General features: G+C 63.2%; 19 protein-coding genes and 2 pseudogenes. 3 read left to right on the top strand and 18 right to left on the bottom strand.

Translation table 11 applies throughout. The features are described from left to right. Window positions 1-24: 24 nt before the first annotated feature. From ACF8K2_RS04885 to ubiE, 13 genes and pseudogenes are all read right to left on the bottom strand, one after another. Window positions 25-729 carry a methyl-accepting chemotaxis protein gene (locus ACF8K2_RS04885; RefSeq protein ID WP_392463713.1) on the bottom strand — a complete coding sequence of 235 codons (705 nt, stop codon included), beginning with the start codon at window positions 727-729 and terminating at the stop codon, window positions 25-27. A gap of 198 nt (window positions 730-927) precedes the next feature. Further along, window positions 928-1968, bottom strand: a pseudogene (locus ACF8K2_RS04880) (methyl-accepting chemotaxis protein); the annotation flags it as partial. 212 nt (window positions 1969-2180) lie between these two features. Further along, window positions 2181-2894, bottom strand: a complete 714-nt coding sequence (locus tag ACF8K2_RS04875) for a methyl-accepting chemotaxis protein (protein WP_392463712.1) — start codon at window positions 2892-2894, stop codon at window positions 2181-2183. Window positions 2895-3035: 141 nt separating this feature from the next. Continuing rightward, a pseudogene (locus ACF8K2_RS04870) lies at window positions 3036-4064 on the bottom strand (methyl-accepting chemotaxis protein); the annotation flags it as partial. A 135-nt stretch (window positions 4065-4199) separates the two neighbouring features. Beyond that, window positions 4200-4907, bottom strand: coding sequence for a 16S rRNA (uracil(1498)-N(3))-methyltransferase (locus tag ACF8K2_RS04865; RefSeq protein ID WP_186557346.1), 708 nt, complete (start codon window positions 4905-4907; stop codon window positions 4200-4202). Further along, window positions 4904-5695 carry a twin-arginine translocase subunit TatC gene (gene tatC, locus ACF8K2_RS04860; protein WP_312156097.1) on the bottom strand — a complete coding sequence of 264 codons (792 nt, stop codon included), beginning with the start codon at window positions 5693-5695 and terminating at the stop codon, window positions 4904-4906. The genes ACF8K2_RS04865 and tatC overlap by 4 nt, the downstream gene beginning before the upstream one ends. After that, the gene (gene tatB / locus ACF8K2_RS04855) at window positions 5692-6111 is read right to left on the bottom strand and encodes a Sec-independent protein translocase protein TatB (protein ID WP_186557348.1); all 420 of its coding nucleotides are present in this window, start codon (window positions 6109-6111) and stop codon (window positions 5692-5694) included. Before tatB ends, tatC begins: the two co-directional genes overlap by 4 nt. 3 nt (window positions 6112-6114) lie before the next feature. Continuing rightward, window positions 6115-6399 carry a twin-arginine translocase TatA/TatE family subunit gene (locus ACF8K2_RS04850; protein ID WP_186557349.1) on the bottom strand — a complete coding sequence of 95 codons (285 nt, stop codon included), beginning with the start codon at window positions 6397-6399 and terminating at the stop codon, window positions 6115-6117. 67 nt (window positions 6400-6466) lie between these two features. Then, entirely contained in the window at window positions 6467-6796 is a 330-nt protein-coding gene (locus tag ACF8K2_RS04845; protein ID WP_186557350.1) for a phosphoribosyl-ATP diphosphatase, read from the bottom strand. Window position 6797: 1 nt separating this feature from the next. Then, entirely contained in the window at window positions 6798-7190 is a 393-nt protein-coding gene (gene hisI / locus ACF8K2_RS04840) for a phosphoribosyl-AMP cyclohydrolase (protein ID WP_186557351.1), read from the bottom strand. Window positions 7191-7263: 73 nt separating this feature from the next. After that, window positions 7264-8874, bottom strand: coding sequence for a ubiquinone biosynthesis regulatory protein kinase UbiB (gene ubiB, locus ACF8K2_RS04835; RefSeq protein WP_186557352.1), 1611 nt, complete (start codon window positions 8872-8874; stop codon window positions 7264-7266). Further along, window positions 8871-9494 (bottom strand): SCP2 domain-containing protein, encoded by a 624-nt coding sequence (locus ACF8K2_RS04830; RefSeq protein WP_392463709.1) that lies wholly within the window; start codon window positions 9492-9494, stop codon window positions 8871-8873. Before ACF8K2_RS04830 ends, ubiB begins: the two co-directional genes overlap by 4 nt. Beyond that, on the bottom strand, window positions 9494-10264 hold the full coding sequence (ubiE, locus tag ACF8K2_RS04825; protein WP_186557354.1) for a bifunctional demethylmenaquinone methyltransferase/2-methoxy-6-polyprenyl-1,4-benzoquinol methylase UbiE: 771 nt from the start codon (window positions 10262-10264) through the stop codon (window positions 9494-9496). The genes ACF8K2_RS04830 and ubiE overlap by 1 nt, the downstream gene beginning before the upstream one ends. A 124-nt stretch (window positions 10265-10388) precedes the next feature. Between ubiE and ACF8K2_RS04820 the strand changes: the two genes are divergently transcribed. The 3 genes from ACF8K2_RS04820 (at window position 10389) to ACF8K2_RS04810 (ending at window position 12080) form a co-directional block, all read left to right on the top strand. After that, window positions 10389-10664 (top strand): polyhydroxyalkanoic acid system family protein, encoded by a 276-nt coding sequence (locus ACF8K2_RS04820; RefSeq protein ID WP_186557355.1) that lies wholly within the window; start codon window positions 10389-10391, stop codon window positions 10662-10664. A gap of 230 nt (window positions 10665-10894) precedes the next feature. After that, window positions 10895-11314 carry a phasin family protein gene (locus ACF8K2_RS04815; RefSeq protein WP_392463707.1) on the top strand — a complete coding sequence of 140 codons (420 nt, stop codon included), beginning with the start codon at window positions 10895-10897 and terminating at the stop codon, window positions 11312-11314. A 10-nt stretch (window positions 11315-11324) separates the two neighbouring features. Beyond that, entirely contained in the window at window positions 11325-12080 is a 756-nt protein-coding gene (locus ACF8K2_RS04810) for a phasin family protein (RefSeq protein ID WP_392463706.1), read from the top strand. Between the two features lie 114 nt (window positions 12081-12194). Here ACF8K2_RS04810 and ACF8K2_RS04805 read toward each other — a convergent pair whose 3' ends face one another. From ACF8K2_RS04805 to ACF8K2_RS04785, 5 genes are all read right to left on the bottom strand, one after another. Continuing rightward, a complete protein-coding gene (locus ACF8K2_RS04805; RefSeq protein ID WP_186557358.1) occupies window positions 12195-12809 on the bottom strand; it encodes a TetR/AcrR family transcriptional regulator in 615 nt (204 codons plus the stop codon). 4 nt (window positions 12810-12813) lie between these two features. Then, entirely contained in the window at window positions 12814-14496 is a 1683-nt protein-coding gene (gene phaC / locus ACF8K2_RS04800) for a class II poly(R)-hydroxyalkanoic acid synthase (protein WP_392463704.1), read from the bottom strand. A 171-nt stretch (window positions 14497-14667) separates the two neighbouring features. Beyond that, the gene (gene phaZ, locus ACF8K2_RS04795) at window positions 14668-15519 is read right to left on the bottom strand and encodes a poly(3-hydroxyalkanoate) depolymerase (RefSeq protein ID WP_186557360.1); all 852 of its coding nucleotides are present in this window, start codon (window positions 15517-15519) and stop codon (window positions 14668-14670) included. A gap of 60 nt (window positions 15520-15579) precedes the next feature. Further along, window positions 15580-17259, bottom strand: a complete 1680-nt coding sequence (phaC, locus tag ACF8K2_RS04790) for a class II poly(R)-hydroxyalkanoic acid synthase (RefSeq protein WP_368972529.1) — start codon at window positions 17257-17259, stop codon at window positions 15580-15582. 354 nt (window positions 17260-17613) lie between these two features. Beyond that, window positions 17614-17991, bottom strand: coding sequence for a gamma-butyrobetaine hydroxylase-like domain-containing protein (locus ACF8K2_RS04785; RefSeq protein ID WP_186557362.1), 378 nt, complete (start codon window positions 17989-17991; stop codon window positions 17614-17616). Window positions 17992-18088 lie beyond the last annotated feature (97 nt).

Raw genomic sequence — 18088 nt, 5'->3', positions numbered from 1 at the left:
CCGCTCCCACGTTGATGCGCGTTGTTAAAGATTGAACCGCCCTACCATCCCGCGCAATTGCTGCCCCAACTGCTCCAGCTCGCCACTGGAAGCCGCCGTCTGCTCACTGGCAGCACTGGTCTGATCCGACACTTGCCGCACATTGATCACGCTGCGATTGATCTGCTCGGCGACCACACTCTGCTCCTCGCTGGCCGTGGCAATCTGCTGGTTCATGCCCTGGATGCTGGAAACTGTCTGGGTGATTTGCCCCAGCGCGTCACCGGCCTTACGGCTTAGCTCCACGCTTTGTTCGGTAAGTTGCTTGCTGCTGTCGAGCAGGCCAGTGACCTCGTCTGTGCCACTGTGCAAGCTGGCGATCAGTTGCTCGATCTCTTCGGTCGATTGCTGGGTGCGCTGGGCCAAACCTCTGACCTCATCAGCGACCACCGCGAAGCCGCGCCCCGCTTCACCCGCGCGGGCGGCCTCGATGGCGGCATTGAGCGCGAGCAGGTTGGTCTGCTCTGACACCGACTTGATCACATCGAGAATGCTGCCGATGCGCAGGCTTTCCCCCGCCAGGTGATGCATGGCCCGTAGGCAATGATCCATCTGCCCGGCCAACTGCTCGATCTGCGCGACCGCCTGGGCCACCACTTCATCGCCAAGCTGCGCCTGATGATCGGCAGTGGTCGCGGCTTGCGAGGCCTGCTCGGCATTTTGTGCCACTTCCTGCACCGTGGCGCTCATCTGGTTCATCGCGGTGGCCACCTGGTCGGTCTCTTCGCGCTGTTGGTTGATCCGCTCTTTGGTGTCTTCGCTGGCATTTGCCAGTTGCGAGGCTGCACTGGATAACTGGCTGACACCTTGGTCGATGCCGCCGATCAGCTCACGCAAGCTCAGGGTCATGTCGCGCATGCTCGCCTGCAACTGGCCCATTTCATCGCGGCGTGTGACCGGCTCCAATTGGCTTAGGTCGCCGCGGGAGATGCGCGCAGCCTGGGCCAGGGTCTGGCGTAGCGGCTGGGTAATCTGCCGGGTGATCACCCAGCCGGCGGCGATACCCAGCAGCAATGCCAGCAAAGCGACCGTGGTCAGCAGCGAGCGCGCCGCCAGCGCTTCATGGTCCCGCTGCTCGACCTTCTGTTCGCCCAGCGCGATGCTCGCTGCGCTGAGTTCGTCGCCGATCTTCTCCATGTTGTTCTGCAACTGTTCGACGTTGATTGCCGCGCGACGGTATTGCTCAAGGCTGCTGCGATACCTTGCTAGCTGCGCAGCAGGCTGCTCCATCAGGCTGCGCGGCAATTCGAGCCGGGCCAAGGCCCTGAGTAGCTGGTCAAGCGCGACGTCAGCAGCATTCAAGGCCGTATCGCCAACCGTGGCGAAGTCTTCGATGGGGGAGAAGGTGTAGGCCGGCACCAGGCTTTGTTGCGCGGCGTTGTCGATATGACGCGACAGGCTGTCCATCAACCCCAGTACACCGCTTTGCTGGTTGTCAGCGGGCATTCTAAGCAGGGCCTGGGTCTGTAGCTCGTCGATGACCTCATCGAGCTTTTCTCCCTGCGCCTGCAAGGTGCTGCGGGTCTGGCCGCGCAGATCGACCGCACGTAGCAGGGCGGCGAAGTCGTCACGCAGCCGCTGCAGTTGTTGCAGTTTCTGCGTGAGCAGCTGCCGTGAATCTTCGACACTGCTGCGTTGTTGCAGGGTGCTGAGCATGTGCTGCAACTGTTCAAGGATGTGGGCAATGCGCGCCTTGCTGGTGTCATCGGCAAGCACGCGGAAGGTAATGCGCTCGGCGCGCAAGTCTTTGCTCAGCTCATTGATCAGAACGATTTCGCTCAGCTGTTGCGAGCGGGTGATGGCGTCATCGAGGGCGCGCCAGCCACTGACCGTGGTGGCAAGGGTGAGCAGCAGCACGACCGCGAAGCCCAGGGCGAGCTTCAGTCCTACGCTCAGGTTGCCTAACCTGCGATTGAAGTTTGCGAACATGGTATGCCTCCGTCCAATAGAGTGATGGCCACGTGATATGGCCATCCCTGCTCATCGGCAGAGGGGGTGTGGGACTGGACCTGTAAGTTGTGTAGGAAAAGTCGCTTAAGTGAGCGGGAATTAACTTGGGTGTTGTGCTGTGATCGAGGGCCTCTTCGCGGGCAAGCCCTGTAGGAGTGGGCTTGCCCGCGAGAGGCCCTCAACGACACCCATCAGAGCCGGAACTTACCCACCAACCCCTGCAAGTGGGTACCCAGCCTGGCCAGTTCAACGCTGGAGCTGGCGGTCTCCTCGCTAGCCGCTGAGGTCTGGTCAGAAATATCCCGCACGTTCATCACGCTGCGGTTGATCTCTTCGGCCACCGCGCTCTGCTGTTCTGCGGCGGTAGCAATCTGCTGGTTCATCGCCTGGATCGAGGACACCGTGCGGGTAATGGTTTCAAGAGAACCACCCGCACGACGGGTCAGTTCGACGCTGCTGTCGGTCAAGCCGCGGCTGGCGTCCATGACACTGGCCACGCGTTGCGTGCCGGTCTGCAAGCTGGCGATCAGTTCCTCGATCTCTTCGGTCGATTGCTGGGTGCGTTGGGCCAGGCTGCGCACTTCGTCGGCGACCACGGCAAAGCCGCGCCCGGCCTCGCCTGCGCGGGCAGCCTCGATGGCGGCGTTGAGCGCCAACAAGTTGGTCTGCTGGGCCACTGCCTTGATCACATCCAGCACGCTGCCGATCTTGTCGCTTTCTGCCTTGAGCTGGTTCATCGCCTCGCTGGAGTTGACCACCTCGCCGGCCAGGCGCTCGATCTGGGCGATGGCTTCGCCAACCACGCGGTCGCCTTCACGGGCCTGCTGGTCGGCTACCAGCGCCGCTTCCGAGGCCTGTTCGGCGTTGCGCGCGACCTCATGCACGGTGGCCGCCATTTCGTTCATCGCGGTGGCGACCTGGTCAGTCTCGACCTTCTGGTTGTTGACCCCCGCGCTGGTCTGTTCGGTCACCGCCGAAAGCTCCTCGGCAGCACTGGCGATCTGGGTGACGCCGTCGCCGATGCCGCCGATCAGCTCGCGCAGGCTCAGGGTCATGCGCTGCATGCTGGCTTGTAGCTGGCCCAGCTCGTCGCGGCGGTCCACTTGCAGGTTCTGGGTCAGGTCGCCTGCCGCGACCCGCTCGGCGGCGGTCAGGGTCTGGCGCAGGGGCACGATGATCTGCCGGGTGATCGCCCAGGCCGCGATCAGCCCGAGCAGCAGCGCCAGGGCGGTGGCGCCGGCAAGCAGGGTCTTGGCCTGTTGGGTGCCTTGGTCGCGAACCTGGGTTTGCGAGCGGGTCATCTGCTGCGCAGTGTCGAGCAGGATCGTGCCTTGCTCGGCCATGTGCTTGAGTGCCTGCTCGCTGGCATCCTGGGCATTGCCGACCTGGATCACGGCATCCCGATAGGCGGCCAGCGCGCTCGCTGCGTCGTCCAGGCTGGCAGCGTGCTCGGCGCCGACTTTGCCCGGCAGTGCCTTGAGTATTGGCATGGCCTGGTCGATGGCATCGAGCGCGGTGCGCTGGAACTCTGCTTTGCTGCTGTAGGTGTAGCCCCGGACCTGGAAGCGCGCCTGTTGCAGTTGGGCGCTGACTTCGACGGCCTCCTGGTACTGGCCGATATCACCGCCTTGCAGCAGGCGTTGCTGGACCTTGCTGATCAGCTCGGCGGCTTTGTCGGCGCTGTCGCCCAGCACTTGGCGGCCAGCAGTGCGCTGCTGATCAGCCTGTCTAAGCTGCTGGAATGCCTGCTGGTACTGCCGCACCGCTTCGCGCTGCTGCTCCAGGCGCTTGAGGTCGTCGGGCAGCTCGATCTGGCCGAGCATGAACTGCACCTGGTTCTGCAAGCTGCTCAGGGCTTTTTCCAGTTCGGCTACCGAGGCTTCATTGCGATCACGCGCGTAGTGCTGACGGGCGATGCGCAATTCCTGGGTGCCTTGATGGATCACCGAGATATTGCCGAGCTTATCGCCGCGGCTGGTGACACTGTCCACACCGAACCATCCGGTCAAGGTGATGGCCAAGGTCAACAACAAGACCAGGCCAAAGCCAAAGCCCAGCTTGCGGCTGACACTCATATTTCCCAGAGACTGGGCAAACCACTGGTACATGTTCGACTCCCCGGCGTTTGGCAGCGCAGATTATTGTTGTGCTGCAAAGGCCATCGGCTTGCGCCGGGGAAACTTGATGGGGGGAAAGGTCTGACTGATGCGTCAGAAAATTCGTGACAGCAACGCCGTGACGGCAGTCTCTACGCGCAGGATGCGTTCGCCCAGTTGCACCGGTGCCAGGCCAGCCTTGCCCAATAGCTCGACTTCGTAGGGGATCCAGCCACCTTCGGGGCCAATCGCCAAAGTTACCGGCTCGTTCACGGCGCGGGGGCAGGCAGGGTAGGGCCCGGGGTGACCGACTAGGCCGAGGGTGCCTGCGGCGATGGCGGGCAGGCGGTCTTCGACGAACGGCTTGAAGCGTTTCTCGATGATCACTTGCGGCAGTACCGTGTCGCGAGCCTGCTCAAGGCCGAGGATCAGGTTGTCACGGATCGTCTCGGGGTTGAGAAACGGCGTCTGCCAGAAGCTCTTCTCGACTTTGTAGCTGTTGACCAGGATCAGCCGGGGCACGCCCAGGGTGGCGACGGTCTGGAACAAGCGCCGGAGCATTTTCGGGCGCGGTACCGCCAGTACCAGGGTCAGTGGCAGTTTGGCTGGGGGTTGCTGGTCGAAGGCGACCTGCAATTCGGCCTCATGGCCCTCCAGGCGTACCACTGTGGCCTGGCCCATCAGCCCGTTGATACGCCCCACGCGCAGGCTGTCACCCACTGCAACGCGGTGGATTTCCTGCATGTGGGTGAAGCGACGATCAGCCAGCACGACGCGGTCGGCCGCGATGAAATCGGCCTCTTCGAGCAACAACAGGTTCATGGCTGGGTCGCTGGCGGCTGGTCGTTGTGGTCGTCTGCGCCAGCCTCGTCGACAGGGTCGCGCTTGCGGATCAGGCCGCCGCACAGCACGCCGATCTCGAACAACAGCCACATCGGCACGGCGAGCAGGGTCTGCGAGAAGATGTCTGGCGGGGTCAGGATCATGCCGACCACGAAGCAGCCGATGATCACGTACGGGCGAATCTTCTTCAGGTACTTGACGTCGACTACGCCGATCCACACCAGCAGCACCACCGCCACAGGGATTTCGAAGGCGACGCCGAAGGCGAAGAACAGGGTCATGACGAAATCGAGGTAACTGGCGATGTCGGTCATCATCGACACCCCTTCCGGCGTGGCGCTGGCGAAGAAGCCGAAGATCAGCGGGAACACCAGGAAGTAGGCGAAGGCCATCCCGGCGTAGAACAGCAGGATGCTGGAAATCAGCAGCGGAATGGCGATGCGCTTCTCGTGGCGATACAGACCCGGTGCGATGAAGCCCCAGATCTGCTGGAGAATGAACGGAATCGCTAGGAACAGCGCGACGATCATGGTCAGCTTGAACGGCGTGAGGAACGGCGAGGCCACGTCGGTGGCGATCATCGTTGCATTGGCCGGCAAGTGATCGCGCAGCGGCGCCGAGACCAGGGTGTAGATCTGTTGGGCGAACGAGAACAGTCCGGCGAAGATCAGGAAGACAACGACAACGCAGCGCAGCAGGCGCGTGCGCAATTCGGTCAGGTGCGAGACCAGCGGCATTGGCTGATCGTGTTCCGGTCTATCGCTCATGGGACTCGTGGCGTCTGGGGTGGCTCAGGAGGGGTAGCAGGGCTGGCGGGCGTGCTGGCATCGGCTGGAGTAGCCGCGTGGCCGCTGGCTGGCGCTGCGCCTTGCTCTGGCGCAGCGGCTGCAGGCGTGCTGGCGGCGGCCGGCGTTTCGGCTGGCTTGGCGGGTTCGGCCAGCGGATTGAGGATGCGCCGAGCCTCCTGTTCCATCGACAGGATGTGCTCGTTGTGCAGCTGGCGGCGGATGTCGTCGGCACCGATTTCGCGCTCGACTTCCATCTTGATGCTGTTGAAGCTGCGCTTGAGACGCCCGATCCACAGCCCCGCAGTGCGCGCGGCGCCCGGCAGACGCTCGGGGCCGAGCACCACCAGGGCGACCAGGCCGACGAGCAGCAGCTCGCTGAAGCTGATGCCAAACATGGGTCAGTCTTTCCGCTGTGGCTCTTGGACCGGCTGGGCCTGGCCTTCGATGGTGGTGTGCGTCTGGTTCAGCGGCGCGGTGTTGTGCGGCTGCTGGGTGGGTGGCACGGGCTGCACCGGTGGCGGGGTCTGCTCGGCGGGCTTGTTCTCTTCGTCGCTCATGGCTTTGCGAAAGCCCTTGATCGACTCGCCCAGGTCACCGCCGAAGTTTTTCAGCTTCTTGGTGCCGAACACCAGGACCACGACGACCAGCAGGACGATCCAGTGTTTCCAGTCAAAAATACCCATGGTGTACTCCCTTGAATGATGTGTTGGCCGAGCCGACGCTACCGCGGGGCAAGCCCGCTCCCACGGGTCAGCTTTGCCGGGCGGCTTTTTCGTCGTGGCCGGACAGGCCGAAGCGGCGGTCCAGTTCGTCCAGCACCGCTTGTGGGTGTTGGCCCAGCGCGCTGAGCATCACCAGGCTATGGAACCACAAGTCTGCGGTCTCGTAGATGACATCGCTGTAATCACCGCTGTGTTCGGCGTCTTTGGCCGCGATGATGGTTTCTACCGATTCTTCGCCGACTTTCTCAAGGATCTTGTTCAGGCCCTTGTGGTACAGGCTGGCCACATACGAGCTGTCCGGGGCCGCGCCTTTGCGGGCCTCCAGAACTTCGGCCAGACGAGTCAGGGTATCGCTCATGTCAGTGTCCTGCGCTGTAAATTGCATCGGGATCTTTCAGGACTGGGTCGACGGTGTTCCACTGGCCATTTTCATAGACCCGGTAGAAGCAGCTTTCGCGGCCGGTATGGCAGGCGATCTGGCCCAGTTGTTCGACCATCAGGATGATCACGTCGGCGTCGCAGTCCAGGCGCATTTCATGCAGTTTCTGCACGTGGCCAGACTCTTCACCTTTACGCCACAGCTTGCCACGCGAGCGCGACCAGTAGATGGCGCGCTGCTCGGCGGCGGTCAAGGCCAGCGATTCGCGGTTCATCCAGGCCATCATCAGCACGCGTCCGGTCTGGTGGTCCTGGGCGATCGCCGGTACCAGGCCATCGCTGTTCCACTTGATCTCGTCCAGCCAGTCTTTCATCGTCGACTCCAAAACCGGGCCCGCTCCTGTACCGGGCCTGTTGCGCTAGTGTGCCAGCCAGCGGCGCGGCTGGCTATCGGCGCACGATCAGGTAAAGGCCGGCCGCGAGCATCAGCCAGGCCGGCCAGGCAGCGGGGGCGCTGAGACTGACCGCGCCGGCTGCCAGGGTCGCGCCGCCGCCGAGCAGGCCGGCGCCGAGCAGGCGCAGCGCCCAGTTGTCGGTTTGGCGACGGCGCTCGGGCAGTTGCGGGTCGTGCAGGTGCGGCTGCGACAGGCGTTCGAGCAGGTCGCGGGTCATGTCGGCCAGGTGCGGCAGCTGCTCGGCCTGGCTGTACAGGTTGCCGAACACCGCCTTGGGGCTCATGCGGTCACGCATCCAGCGCTCCAGATACGGCTTGGCCGTGCTCCACAGGTCCAGGTCGGGGTACAGCTGGCGGCCCAGGCCTTCGATGTTGAGCAAGGTCTTTTGCAGCAGTACCAGCTGCGGCTGGACTTCCATGTTGAAGCGCCGGGCGGTCTGGAACAGGCGCATCAGCACCTGGCCAAAGGAGATGTCCTTGAGCGGTTTTTCGAAGATCGGCTCGCACACGGTGCGAATCGCCGCTTCGAATTCGTTGACCTTGGTATGCGCCGGCACCCAGCCGGAGTCGATGTGCAACTGTGCCACGCGGCGATAGTCGCGCTTGAAGAAGGCGATCAGGTTGCGTGCGAGGTAGTCCTGGTCTTCGGCGGTGAGGCTGCCGACGATGCCGCAGTCGATGGCGATGTACTGCGGGCTCCACGGCTTGACGGTGCTGACGAAGATGTTGCCTGGGTGCATGTCGGCATGGAAGAAGCTGTCGCGGAACACCTGGGTGAAGAACACCTCCACGCCACGCTCGGCCAGCAGCTTCATGTCGGTGCGCTGGTCGGCCAGGGTCACCATGTCGGTGACCGGCACGCCATAGATGCGCTCCATCACCAGCACTTTTGGCCGGCACAGGTCCCAATACACTTGCGGCACGTACATCAGCTCCGAACCTTCGAAGTTGCGTCGCAGTTGGCTGGCGTTGGCCGCCTCCCGCAGCAGGTCGAGCTCGTCGTAGATGGTTTTTTCGTAGTCGCCGACCACTTCCACCGGGTGCAGCAGGCGGGCATCGGCAGAAACCCGCTCGGCGCCCTTGGCGATCAGGAACAGCCAGGCGAGGTCTTGGGCGATCACCGGCTTCAAGCCCGGGCGTACCACTTTGACCACCACCTCTTCACCGGTTTTCAGGCGCGCCGCATGCACTTGGGCCACAGATGCCGAAGCCAGCGGCTCGACGTCGAAGCGGCTGAACACTTCACCGACCTTGGCCCCGAGCTGTTCCTCGATCAGCGCGACTGCTTGCTTGGGGTCGAACGGAGGGACGCGGTCCTGCAGCAGCATCAACTCATCGGCGATGTCGATCGGCAGCAGGTCGCGGCGGGTCGACAGCAGTTGGCCGAACTTGATGAAGATCGGCCCCAGATCCTGCAGGGCCAGGCGCAGGCGTGCACCGCGGCTGAGCTCGGAGGCCTTGCGCGGCAGCCAGCGCCAGGGCATGAGCAGGCGCAGGCTGCGCAGCCACCAAGGCAGGGGCAGGTCGAACAGCAGGTCATCGAGGCGGTAGCGGATCACGACGCGCTGGATGCGCAACAGACGGCGGACGGCGAGCAGCTTCATGCGTTATCGCTGATATCAAGGGATCGGGCAAGGCGGCGGATGCGCGCCTCGAGGCGTTCTATGTCGATTTTCACGGTATCGAGCTCGCTGAATGCAGCTTCCGCTTCGCGGCGCCCGACCAGGGTACGGGATTCTTCGGCCAGGTACTCGGACAGGTTCTGGCTGAACCGCGCCAGGCCCTGGCGGGTCCAGCGTGCACGTAGCCGTACGTGGCCGGCGAGCATGGCCGTGGGCACCGGGCCGAGCCAGCGCGACAGCTCGTACTCCCAGTCCAGCTCCAGGTCCTGCAGCACCGCAACCAGGTCGAGCAGCACGGCGCTGTCGCCATGCAGCTGGACTTGCGGGCTGTGCAGCACGGCGCTCTTGTCCTTGGCCAAGGCCAATTGCACCAGGCTGCCGGCAGGCGCGCGCAGGGTGCAGTCGGCTTCGCCTTCCCAGTGAGCGGCAAGCATCAGACCGTCTGCGTCGGGCAGGATGTACAGCTGCAAGGCCGGCTGCACGCAGTCGATGGCGATCACCTTGCCTTCCAGCGCGGCCAGGCGCGGCAGGGCCGTGCTGTCCATGCGCAGGATGCGGTTAAGGCCATGCTCGACGCTGGCAAGAAGGCCGGCCAACAGCATCAGGGTTTGATCCCCCGGTGTACGGCAACGATGCCGCTGGTCATGTTGTGGTAGGTGACGCGGTCGAAGCCGGCATCGACCATCATGGCCTTCAAGGTCTCTTGATCAGGGTGCATGCGGATCGACTCGGCCAGGTAGCGGTAGCTCTCCGAATCATTGGTGATCAGCTTGCCTGCCAGCGGCATGAAGGCGAACGAGTAGGCGTCGTAGGCCTTGGACATCAGCTTGTTGGTCGGCTTGGAGAATTCCAGCACCAGCAAGCGGCCACCTGGCTTGAGCACGCGCAGCATGGAGCGAATGGCTTCGTCCTTGTGGGTCACGTTGCGCAGGCCGAAAGCGATGGTCACGCAGTCGAAATGGTTGTCCGGGAATGGCAGCTTTTCTGCGTCGGCCTGGACGAACTCGATGTTGCCGGCAACGCCACGGTCGAGCAGGCGGTCACGGCCGACCTTGAGCATCGACTCGTTGATGTCGGCCAGCACCACTTGGCCGGTAGGGCCGACCAGGCGCGAGAACTTGGCTGCCAGGTCACCGGTGCCACCGGCGATGTCCAGCACTCGATTGCCACTGCGCACGCCGGACAGCTCGATGGTGAAACGCTTCCACAGGCGGTGCATGCCGCCGGAGAGGACGTCGTTCATCAGGTCGTATTTGGCGGCCACCGAGTGGAACACCTCGGCGACTTTCTTCGCCTTCTGGCTTTCTGGGACGTCCTTGAAGCCGAAATGAGTGGTGGGTTCGGCGTGTTCGCCTTTGCGCTGGTCGTTCATATCGCATCACCGGAAAAAATTACCGCCATTCTAGGGGCAACGGGCGGATTTGTCTTGGCGGGGTGTGCCGTGCGGCGGGGGCGGGCATAATGAGGGCATTGTCTTCATATTCAGGATTGCCCGCATGACCCAGATCAGCGTTGAACGCAAACACGCCCTCGGCCGCGACGCCGCCCGCGCCAAGGCCGAGGCGCTGGTGGACAAGCTGACCCGCGAATACGACCTCAAGGCCCAGTGGAATGGTGACCGCGTTGATGTGTCGCGCAGCGGCGCCAATGGCAGCGTGCACATTGGTGAGGACAGCATTCGCGTCGAGCTCAAGCTGGGCATGATGCTGTCGATGATGAGCGGCACGATCAAGGGTGAGATCGAGCGGGCGCTGGATAAGGCGCTGGCCTGAGTCCGTGTATTAGGGCCGCTTTGCGGCCCATCGCAGGCTTTGCCAGCTCCTACAGGGACCGCGTGCTTCTGGAGGCGCTGGCGAAGCCTGCGATGGGCTGCAACGCAGCCGCAAAATCTGTCAGCCAACACCGCTTAGGGTGATGATTCTAATTTTTCTCCCTACCTTTGTGCTCAAGCCCTGAATCCATGGGCAGTTCCTCCATCCCCTATGAGCGTGAGGTGCAGAGCATGGCCAAAATCAATTTGAAGAAAAATGACGACGCCCAGGGCACCCTGGGCGAGGTGCGTAGCTATGCGCGTCGAATCTGGCTGGCAGGCATTGGCGCGTACGCCCGTGTCGGCCAGGAAGGCAGCGAGTACTTCAAAGAGCTGGTGAAGGCTGGCGAAAGCGTCGAGAAGCGTGGCAAGAAAACCCTCGACAAGAAGCTCGATGCCGCCAATCACCAGATCGATGAAGCCAGTGAAGAAGTCAGCCGCGTACGCGGCAAGGTCGAGGTTCAGCTCGACAAGATCGAAAAAGCTTTCGATGCACGTGTCGCTCGTGGCTTGAATCGCCTCGGCATTCCGTCTAAACATGACGTTGAGGCGTTGTCCATCAAGTTGGAACAACTGCACGAGTTGCTCGAGCGTGTCGCGCGCAAACCATAAGGAGAGCAGGATGGCTGGCAAGAAGAACACCGAAAAAGAAGGCAGCTCCTGGATCGGCGGAATCGAGAAGTACTCCCGCAAGATCTGGTTGGCTGGCCTGGGTATCTACTCCAAGGTCGATCAAGACGGCCCCAAGCTGTTCGATCAACTGGTCAAGGATGGCGAGAAAGCCGAGAAGCAGGCGAAGAAGACTGTCGACTCGGCCGCCGACGGCGCCAAGTCTGCCACCACTTCGCGGGTGTCGGATGTCAAAGAGCGTGCGCTGGGCAAGTGGAGCGAGCTTGAAGAGGCCTTCGACAAACGCCTGAACAGCGCCATCTCGCGCCTGGGCGTGCCGAGCCGCAACGAGATCAAGGCTCTGCATCAACAGGTCGATACGCTGACCAAGCAGATCGAGAAGCTGACTGGCGCGTCGGTTACGCCGGTGTCCAAGGCGGCGGCGAGCAAGACTGCCGCCAAGCCACTGGCCAAGGCTGCGGCTAAACCTGCTGCCAAGACCGCTGCGGCGAAACCTGCGGCCAAGCCTGCGGCGAAAACCGCGGCGGCCAAACCTGCTGCAGCGAAACCAGCAGCCAAACCTGCTGCTGCCAAACCTGCTGCAGCGAAAAAGCCAGCAGCGAAGAAGGCAGCGCCTAAACCGGCAGCCGCCAAGCCAGCCGCTCCGGCAGCCAGTGCGGCGCCCGCCGCTACTGCGGCACCCGCGCCAAGCGCAGCTACCGCTAGCAGCGCGCCGTCGGCACCGGTGAGCGCGGTCACTCAGGCCTGATAGCGGGTCGTCCTTATCGCGGGGCAAGCCCGCTCCCACGTTAGCCCTGACTCATCCGGGCTGCGTGGGAGCGGGCTTGCCCCGCGATGCTTTCAGGCGCTATAGCGCTGATGTTCACCCCTCAAGATACTTCATCGCCAACTGCTCGGCGGCCTTGCGCGCCGGTGCCTGCAAGTGCGGCGCCACCAGCATCATCACCTGATACACCACCACCCCGACATCGCCCTCACGGCCCAGCACGCGCTGGTAATCCAGGGAGAACATCAAGGTCAGGGTGATCTGCTCCACCAGTTGCCCCAGCGCCTGGGTCTCGCTGGTTACCTGTCCTTGCGACTTGAGGCTGGCCAGCAGCGCCGCCAGCGTGCGCTTGATCGCGTTGATCAGGCTGCGCATGCCGCGCGCCAGTTTGGGCAGGCGCCCGGTCAGGTTGGACAAGTCCTGGAACAGAAACCGGTACTGCGCCATGCGTTCGACGATCAGGTGTAGGAACAGCCAGTAGTCCTCGGCATCCAGGCGCACATCCAGTGGCGGGTCGAGCAGCGGCATCAATGCCTCCTCGAAGCGCTCGAACAGGCCATGGACCAACGGCTCCTTGCCGTGGAAGTGGTAGTACAGGTTGCCTGGGCTGATCCCCAGCTCGTTGGCAATTTCCAGGGTCGAGACATTCGGCTCGCCTTGCTGGTTGAACAACTGCAAGGCGCATTCAAGGATACGATCACGGGTCTTCATGCGTTCAGCGCGCCAATACGTAAGTGCCCGGTGCCGGCCCCAGGGGTGGATAGGTGGTGTTGCCCAACTCGACGCGCGGCTCCTTGAGCGGCCCTGAACGCTGGCTGATCCACTCCAGCCACAGCGGCCACCAACTGCCTTCGCTGCGTGTGGCATCGTGGAACCAGGCCCGGGGGTCGCTGGATAGCCTGGGGTTGTCCAGGTAGTAGGCCTTGGGGTTGCCAGGCGGGTTGATAATGCTCTGGATGTGGCCGCTGTTGGCCAGTACGAAGCGCCGCTCGCCACCGAGCAGTTGCGCCGAGCGGTACACCGCATCCCATGGGGTGATGTGGTCGTTGCTGCCGGCGACGTGGAAGCTGTCCAGCGCGACCTGCTTGAGGTTGATCGGCGTGCCGCACACCTCCAGCCCGTCGGGGTGGGTCAGTGGGTTGTGTTTGAAAAAATCCAGCAGGTCGCCATGCAGCGCGGCGGGCAGGCGGGTGTTGTCGGCGTTCCAGTAGAGGATGTCGAAAGCCGGCGGCGTCTTGCCGAGCAGGTAGTTGTTGACCCAGTAGTTCCAGATCAGGTCGTTGGGCCGCATCCAGGCGAAAATCCGCGCCACCTCGCCGCCATCGAGCACGCCGCGCTGGTAGGAGCGACGCTTGGCCGCCTCGACCGTCTGTTCATCGGCGAACAAGCTGGCGGGGCTGTCGAACTGGCTGTCGAGCAAGCTGACCAGGTAGGTAGCGCTGCGCACCTTGCGCAGCTGCTTCTTGGCCTGCAGGTGGCCTTGCAGCGCGGCCATGGTCAGGCCGCCGGCACAGGCGCCCATCAGGTTGGGATCGCGATTGCCGCTGATGCTGCGGCAGGCGTTGAGCGCTTCTTCCAGCGCCTGCACGTAGCTCGACAGGCCCCACTCGCGGTGGCGCGGATCGGGGTTGCGCCAGCTGACCATGAACACCTGTAGGCCGTTCTTGAGCATGTGCTGGACGAAGCTGTTGCTAGGGCTGAGGTCGAAGATGTAGTACTTGTTGATCTGTGGTGGCACCACCAGCAGCGGCCGGGCGTACTGCTTTTCGCTCATCGGCTTGTACTGGATCAGCTCCAGCAAGTCGTTGCGAAACACCACCGCACCTGGGGTAGTGGCGACATTGCCGCCGACCTCGAAGGCGCGTTCGTCGACCTGCCGCGGCAGGCCGTCGTTATGACGCAGGTCATCGAGCAGATGGCTCAACCCGCGCACCAGGCTTTGCCCGCCGGTGTTGAGCAGCTCCTTGACCGCCAACGGATTGAGCAGCGAGTTGCTCGGGGCCAGGGCATCGTTGATCAGGCTGAATAGAAAATGCGCGCGGGCGCGGTCGTCATCGGACAGCGAGCTTTCCTCGATCCACAGCCGGGTTTGTTTTTGCCAGGCCAGATAGGCCTGCAGGCCGCGCCGGTAGAAGGGGTTCTGGCTCCAGGTGGGATCCTTGAAGCGACTGTCGCGCGGGTGCGGCTGGTAGGGGGTATCGCCGAGCATGACCCGGCCCAGTTGGCCGCCCAGGGCCAGCAAGTGGCGGGCGGTGTGCAAGGGGTTGGTCAAGCCGTGGCGGCCGACGTGGCGCAATGTGCTAATCAGATCGCGGCCGCGCAGGCCAGTGATGGCGTTCTGCACGTTCATGATCGTGGCGGGGACCTGTGCGGTCCCTTTGGCCGGCTTTTCCTTCATGACAACACTCCCTCGTCGTTACGGTGTCGGTCGTGGCGGCCTCATCGCGGGGCAAGCCCGCTCCCACGCAGTCCGCGATGAAGCAGGTTAGCGTGGGAGCGGGCTTGCCCCGCGATAAGGCCGGCACTGACACAACCAAGCCAGTTGGCGCCTCCAAGCACAGCGCCCCACTCAACCACCGGAGGCGGGGCGGGGATGCATGACCGCACGCTGACGCTCTTGCTGGAGGAACTTCATGATGATCGGGGCGACGGCCTCGGCCCGGGTGATCAGAAACAAGTGGCCGTCGTCGATTATGTGTAGCTGGGCATTGGGAATTCGCCAGGCCAACAGGCGCATGTTGATCAACGGGATCAGCGGATCGTCGTCGCCGGCCAGCACCAGGGTCGGCTGGCTGATCTTGTGCAGCCAGTGAATGCTGGTCCAGCCTAGCCCGGCGAACAGCTGCCAGTAGTAGCCCAGCTTGCCGCCCGAGCGAACCTTGGCGGCGTGGTGCATGGCCAGGTCCGGGTCGCGGCGAAAACCACCGCCATAAATCATCGGTGCAATGCGGATCACATGGGAGGGCTGCACGTAGCGCCGCGGGCTGGCCATCATCCACAGCACCTTGGGCTTGCCCGGCACCATCACCGCCCCGGCTGCGGTAGCAGCCAGCACCAATTTCTTGCAGCGCTCGGGGTAGTCGTAGGCAAACTGCTGGGCCAGCGCCCCGCCCCAGGACACGCCGATGACGTTGACCTGGCCGTAGTCCAGGTAATCGAGCATCCGCGCCGTCAGCTTGGCCAACCCAGGAAAGCGATAGGGATGGCGCGGGGTCGAGGAACCGCCGACGCCGGGCACGTCGAAGGCAATGACTTCCAGGTCCGGATCCAGCGCCTCGATGAACGGGAACACCAGCTCCAGGTTGGCGCCGATGCCGTTGAAGATCAGCAGCGGCGTCAGGTGCGGTTTGCCTGGGCGGACCGCGGTGCGGATGGACTGGTTGTCCAGCTCGACGGTCCTGAAAACGTAGGGTTGCGACATGCGCGACACTCGGTAAGGGGTCAATCGCCGTGGCGCCCAGCAGCGGCCACGGCGTCCTGCTCAACGCTCGTGAACGTAGGTGCCCGGCGCTGCTTCGCCAGCGGCGTAGGCGCGGTTGCCCAGGCGCGTCGGGGCCTTTTTCAATTCACCCGCGCGCTCGCCCAGCCAGCTCTGCCAGTGCAGCCACCAGGAGTCGGCGTGCTTGCTCGCGTTCTCTTGCCAGACCAGCGGCTCGTTGGACCGGTCTTCACCGGTCAGGAAGCGCGCCTTGGGGTTGCCTGGTGGGTTGAGAATGCTCTGGATGTGCCCGCTGTTGGACAGCACGAACTCGATCTTGCCGCCGAACAGGTGCGCCGAGCGGTAGCACGACTGCCAGGGCGTGATGTGGTCGGCGGTGCCGGCGACGCTGTAGATGTCGCACTTGACCTGTTTGAGGTCGATGGCCGTGCCGCACACCTCCAAGGCCTCGGAGCGGGTCAGCGGGTTGTTCTTGAACATCTCGATCAGGTCGCCATGGAAGGCGGCCGGCAAGCGCGTGGTGTCGTTGTTCCAGAACAGGATGTCGAATACCGGCGGCTCGTTGCCGAGCAGGTAATTGTTGACCCAGTAGTTCCAGATCAGGTCGTTGGGGCGCATCCAGGCGAACACCTTGGCCATGTCGCTGCCTTCGAGCACGCCGGCCTGATAGGAGTGGCGCTTGGCCGCTTCCAGGGTCTGCTCGTCGACGAACAGCGCGACCTGGGTGTCGACCGTGGTGTCGAGCACGCTGACCAGCAGGGTCAGGGCATTGACCTTGTTCTCGCCAAGGGCTGCGTAGTGGCCGACCAGCGCGGTGCAGGTGATGCCACCGGAGCAGGCGCCGAGCATGTTCAGGTCCTTGGCGCCGGTAATCGCCAGCACCGCGTCGACCGCTTCCTTGAGCGCATCGATGTAGGTCGACAGGCCCCACTCGCGCTGGGCCTTGGTCGGGTTGCGCCAGCTGATGATGAAGGTCTGCTGCTGCGAGCGCAGGCAGAAGCGCGCCAGGCTCTTCTCCGGGCTAAGGTCGAAGACGTAGAACTTGTTGATCTGCGGCGGCACCACCAAAAGCGGCCGGGCGTGCACCTGCTCGGTGATCGGGCGGTACTGGATCAGCTCCAGCACATCGTTGCGATAGACCACTGCACCTTCGCTGGTGCCGAGGTTCTTGCCGACCTCGAAGGCGTCCATGTTGACCTGGCTGGGCATGCCGCCGTTGTTGACCATGTCCTTGGCCAGGTTGGACAGGCCATCGAGCAGGCTCTTGCCGCCGGTCTCGAAGAAGCGCTTGACCGCTTGCGGGTTGGACAGGGTGTTGGTCGGTGCCATGGCCTCGGTCATCAGGTTGATGACGAACTGGCCGCGGCTGATGTCCTGGGGCGACAGATCGCTTTCGCTGATCCAGTCGTTGAGCTCCTTGCGCCAGGCCAGGTAGGTCTGCAGGTAGCGCCGATAGAGCGGGTTGTGGCTCCAGGCCGGGTCGTTGAAGCGACGGTCGTCGCCCTCGGGGTGCAGGCTGGATTTGCCCAGCAGCACGTTTTTCAGTTCCAGACCGAAATGCGCAATATGTTTGGCACTGTGCAGCGGCTGGCGCACGGCTTGACGCAGAACGGTGCGCGCTGAACTCAGCAGATCCTTGCGGCGAATCCCGATCACCGGGTTCAGGCCCAGGGTGTTTTCCGAGGCTTGCCGCTGCAACTCATCGTTGTTCTTGTTACTCATCTACGACGCTCCGTTGTCCTGAGACGAGTACCGGTTGGCTGTGGCGGGTACACAGACGACTGCCCGGTACTGCTTGCTCGGGTGACCAGTGATAAGGAACAGCGGTGCTGCGACCGGATGCGTGTCGGTGATGAGCTGCGGGTTTTTCTGCGTGTGAAGACAGCCTGCTTTCGCTCGCGACCTCTACAACAACCGGCCTGGCCCTGCTTGCCCGAGAAGCAATGCAGGGAACTTGCCAGCTCCATTGGTTACCCGACTTTCATGTAATGCGCAAGACAGCCATTGCTTGGCGCTCGTGCAGCCATTCAAGCAGACCAAATTAGAAAATGCGCTCTAATCCTTGAGAGCCCTGAGCTAGAGCATCAGTTTGACCACTGATTCGGACGGGTCGCGAGATTTTCCGGCCTTGCTCAGTTCATCGAGATACTCCGCCCACAGCTGCGCTTGGCGCAGGCACAGTTGCTCAAGGTACTCCCAGGTGAACAATCCGCTGTCATGGCCGTCGTCGAAGGTCAATTTCAGTGCATATTGACCGGCCGGTTCCAGGCCGGTGAGGCCGACGTTGATCTTGCCAAATTGCAGGATGGGATTGCCGTGGCCCTGGACCTCGGCGGAGGGCGAGTGCACGCGCAAGAACTCGGCGGGCAGGTGATAGACCTCATCTGGGCCGTAGGTCAGGCTCAGGGTTTTCGAGGCTTTGTGCAGGTTGATTGCGGTGGGCAGGCGGGCCATGGGCGGAATCTCTCGGGGCTTTATGCTGCAAGCTTCGGGCTTGGAGAGATTAGATTCAAGCGGGGGCTGATTCGCTGGAGCCTTCAGAAGGCGTGGG

Source organism: Pseudomonas sp. xss_2 (genome assembly GCF_043104195.1).
In the GTDB taxonomy this organism is placed as follows: Bacteria; Pseudomonadota; Gammaproteobacteria; order Pseudomonadales; family Pseudomonadaceae; genus Aquipseudomonas; species Aquipseudomonas urmiensis.
Note: the sequence above shows the minus strand (reverse complement) of the source record. Positions and strands in the feature narration are given on the sequence as shown.

What these genes read in the sequence shown, in the direction of transcription:
- ACF8K2_RS04875 (WP_392463712.1), bottom strand. Translation starts at nt 2,894, where the DNA reads ATGAACGAAATGGCGGCCACCGTGCATGAGGTCGCGCGCAACGCCGAA.
- ACF8K2_RS04810 (WP_392463706.1), top strand. Translation starts at nt 11,325, where the DNA reads ATGGCTGGCAAGAAGAACACCGAAAAAGAAGGCAGCTCCTGGATCGGC.
- ubiE (WP_186557354.1), bottom strand. Translation starts at nt 10,264, where the DNA reads ATGAACGACCAGCGCAAAGGCGAACACGCCGAACCCACCACTCATTTC.
- phaC (WP_392463704.1), bottom strand. Translation starts at nt 14,496, where the DNA reads ATGAAGGAAAAGCCGGCCAAAGGGACCGCACAGGTCCCCGCCACGATC.
- ubiB (WP_186557352.1), bottom strand. Translation starts at nt 8,874, where the DNA reads ATGAAGCTGCTCGCCGTCCGCCGTCTGTTGCGCATCCAGCGCGTCGTG.
- tatC (WP_312156097.1), bottom strand. Translation starts at nt 5,695, where the DNA reads ATGAGCGATAGACCGGAACACGATCAGCCAATGCCGCTGGTCTCGCAC.
- ACF8K2_RS04850 (WP_186557349.1), bottom strand. Translation starts at nt 6,399, where the DNA reads ATGGGTATTTTTGACTGGAAACACTGGATCGTCCTGCTGGTCGTCGTG.
- ACF8K2_RS04805 (WP_186557358.1), bottom strand. Translation starts at nt 12,809, where the DNA reads ATGAAGACCCGTGATCGTATCCTTGAATGCGCCTTGCAGTTGTTCAAC.
- ACF8K2_RS04845 (WP_186557350.1), bottom strand. Translation starts at nt 6,796, where the DNA reads ATGAGCGATACCCTGACTCGTCTGGCCGAAGTTCTGGAGGCCCGCAAA.
- hisI (WP_186557351.1), bottom strand. Translation starts at nt 7,190, where the DNA reads ATGAAAGACTGGCTGGACGAGATCAAGTGGAACAGCGATGGCCTGGTA.
- tatB (WP_186557348.1), bottom strand. Translation starts at nt 6,111, where the DNA reads ATGTTTGGCATCAGCTTCAGCGAGCTGCTGCTCGTCGGCCTGGTCGCC.
- ACF8K2_RS04865 (WP_186557346.1), bottom strand. Translation starts at nt 4,907, where the DNA reads ATGAACCTGTTGTTGCTCGAAGAGGCCGATTTCATCGCGGCCGACCGC.
- phaZ (WP_186557360.1), bottom strand. Translation starts at nt 15,519, where the DNA reads ATGTCGCAACCCTACGTTTTCAGGACCGTCGAGCTGGACAACCAGTCC.
- ACF8K2_RS04885 (WP_392463713.1), bottom strand. Translation starts at nt 729, where the DNA reads ATGAGCGCCACGGTGCAGGAAGTGGCACAAAATGCCGAGCAGGCCTCG.
- ACF8K2_RS04830 (WP_392463709.1), bottom strand. Translation starts at nt 9,494, where the DNA reads ATGCTGTTGGCCGGCCTTCTTGCCAGCGTCGAGCATGGCCTTAACCGC.
- ACF8K2_RS04785 (WP_186557362.1), bottom strand. Translation starts at nt 17,991, where the DNA reads ATGGCCCGCCTGCCCACCGCAATCAACCTGCACAAAGCCTCGAAAACC.
- phaC (WP_368972529.1), bottom strand. Translation starts at nt 17,259, where the DNA reads ATGAGTAACAAGAACAACGATGAGTTGCAGCGGCAAGCCTCGGAAAAC.
- ACF8K2_RS04815 (WP_392463707.1), top strand. Translation starts at nt 10,895, where the DNA reads ATGGCCAAAATCAATTTGAAGAAAAATGACGACGCCCAGGGCACCCTG.
- ACF8K2_RS04820 (WP_186557355.1), top strand. Translation starts at nt 10,389, where the DNA reads ATGACCCAGATCAGCGTTGAACGCAAACACGCCCTCGGCCGCGACGCC.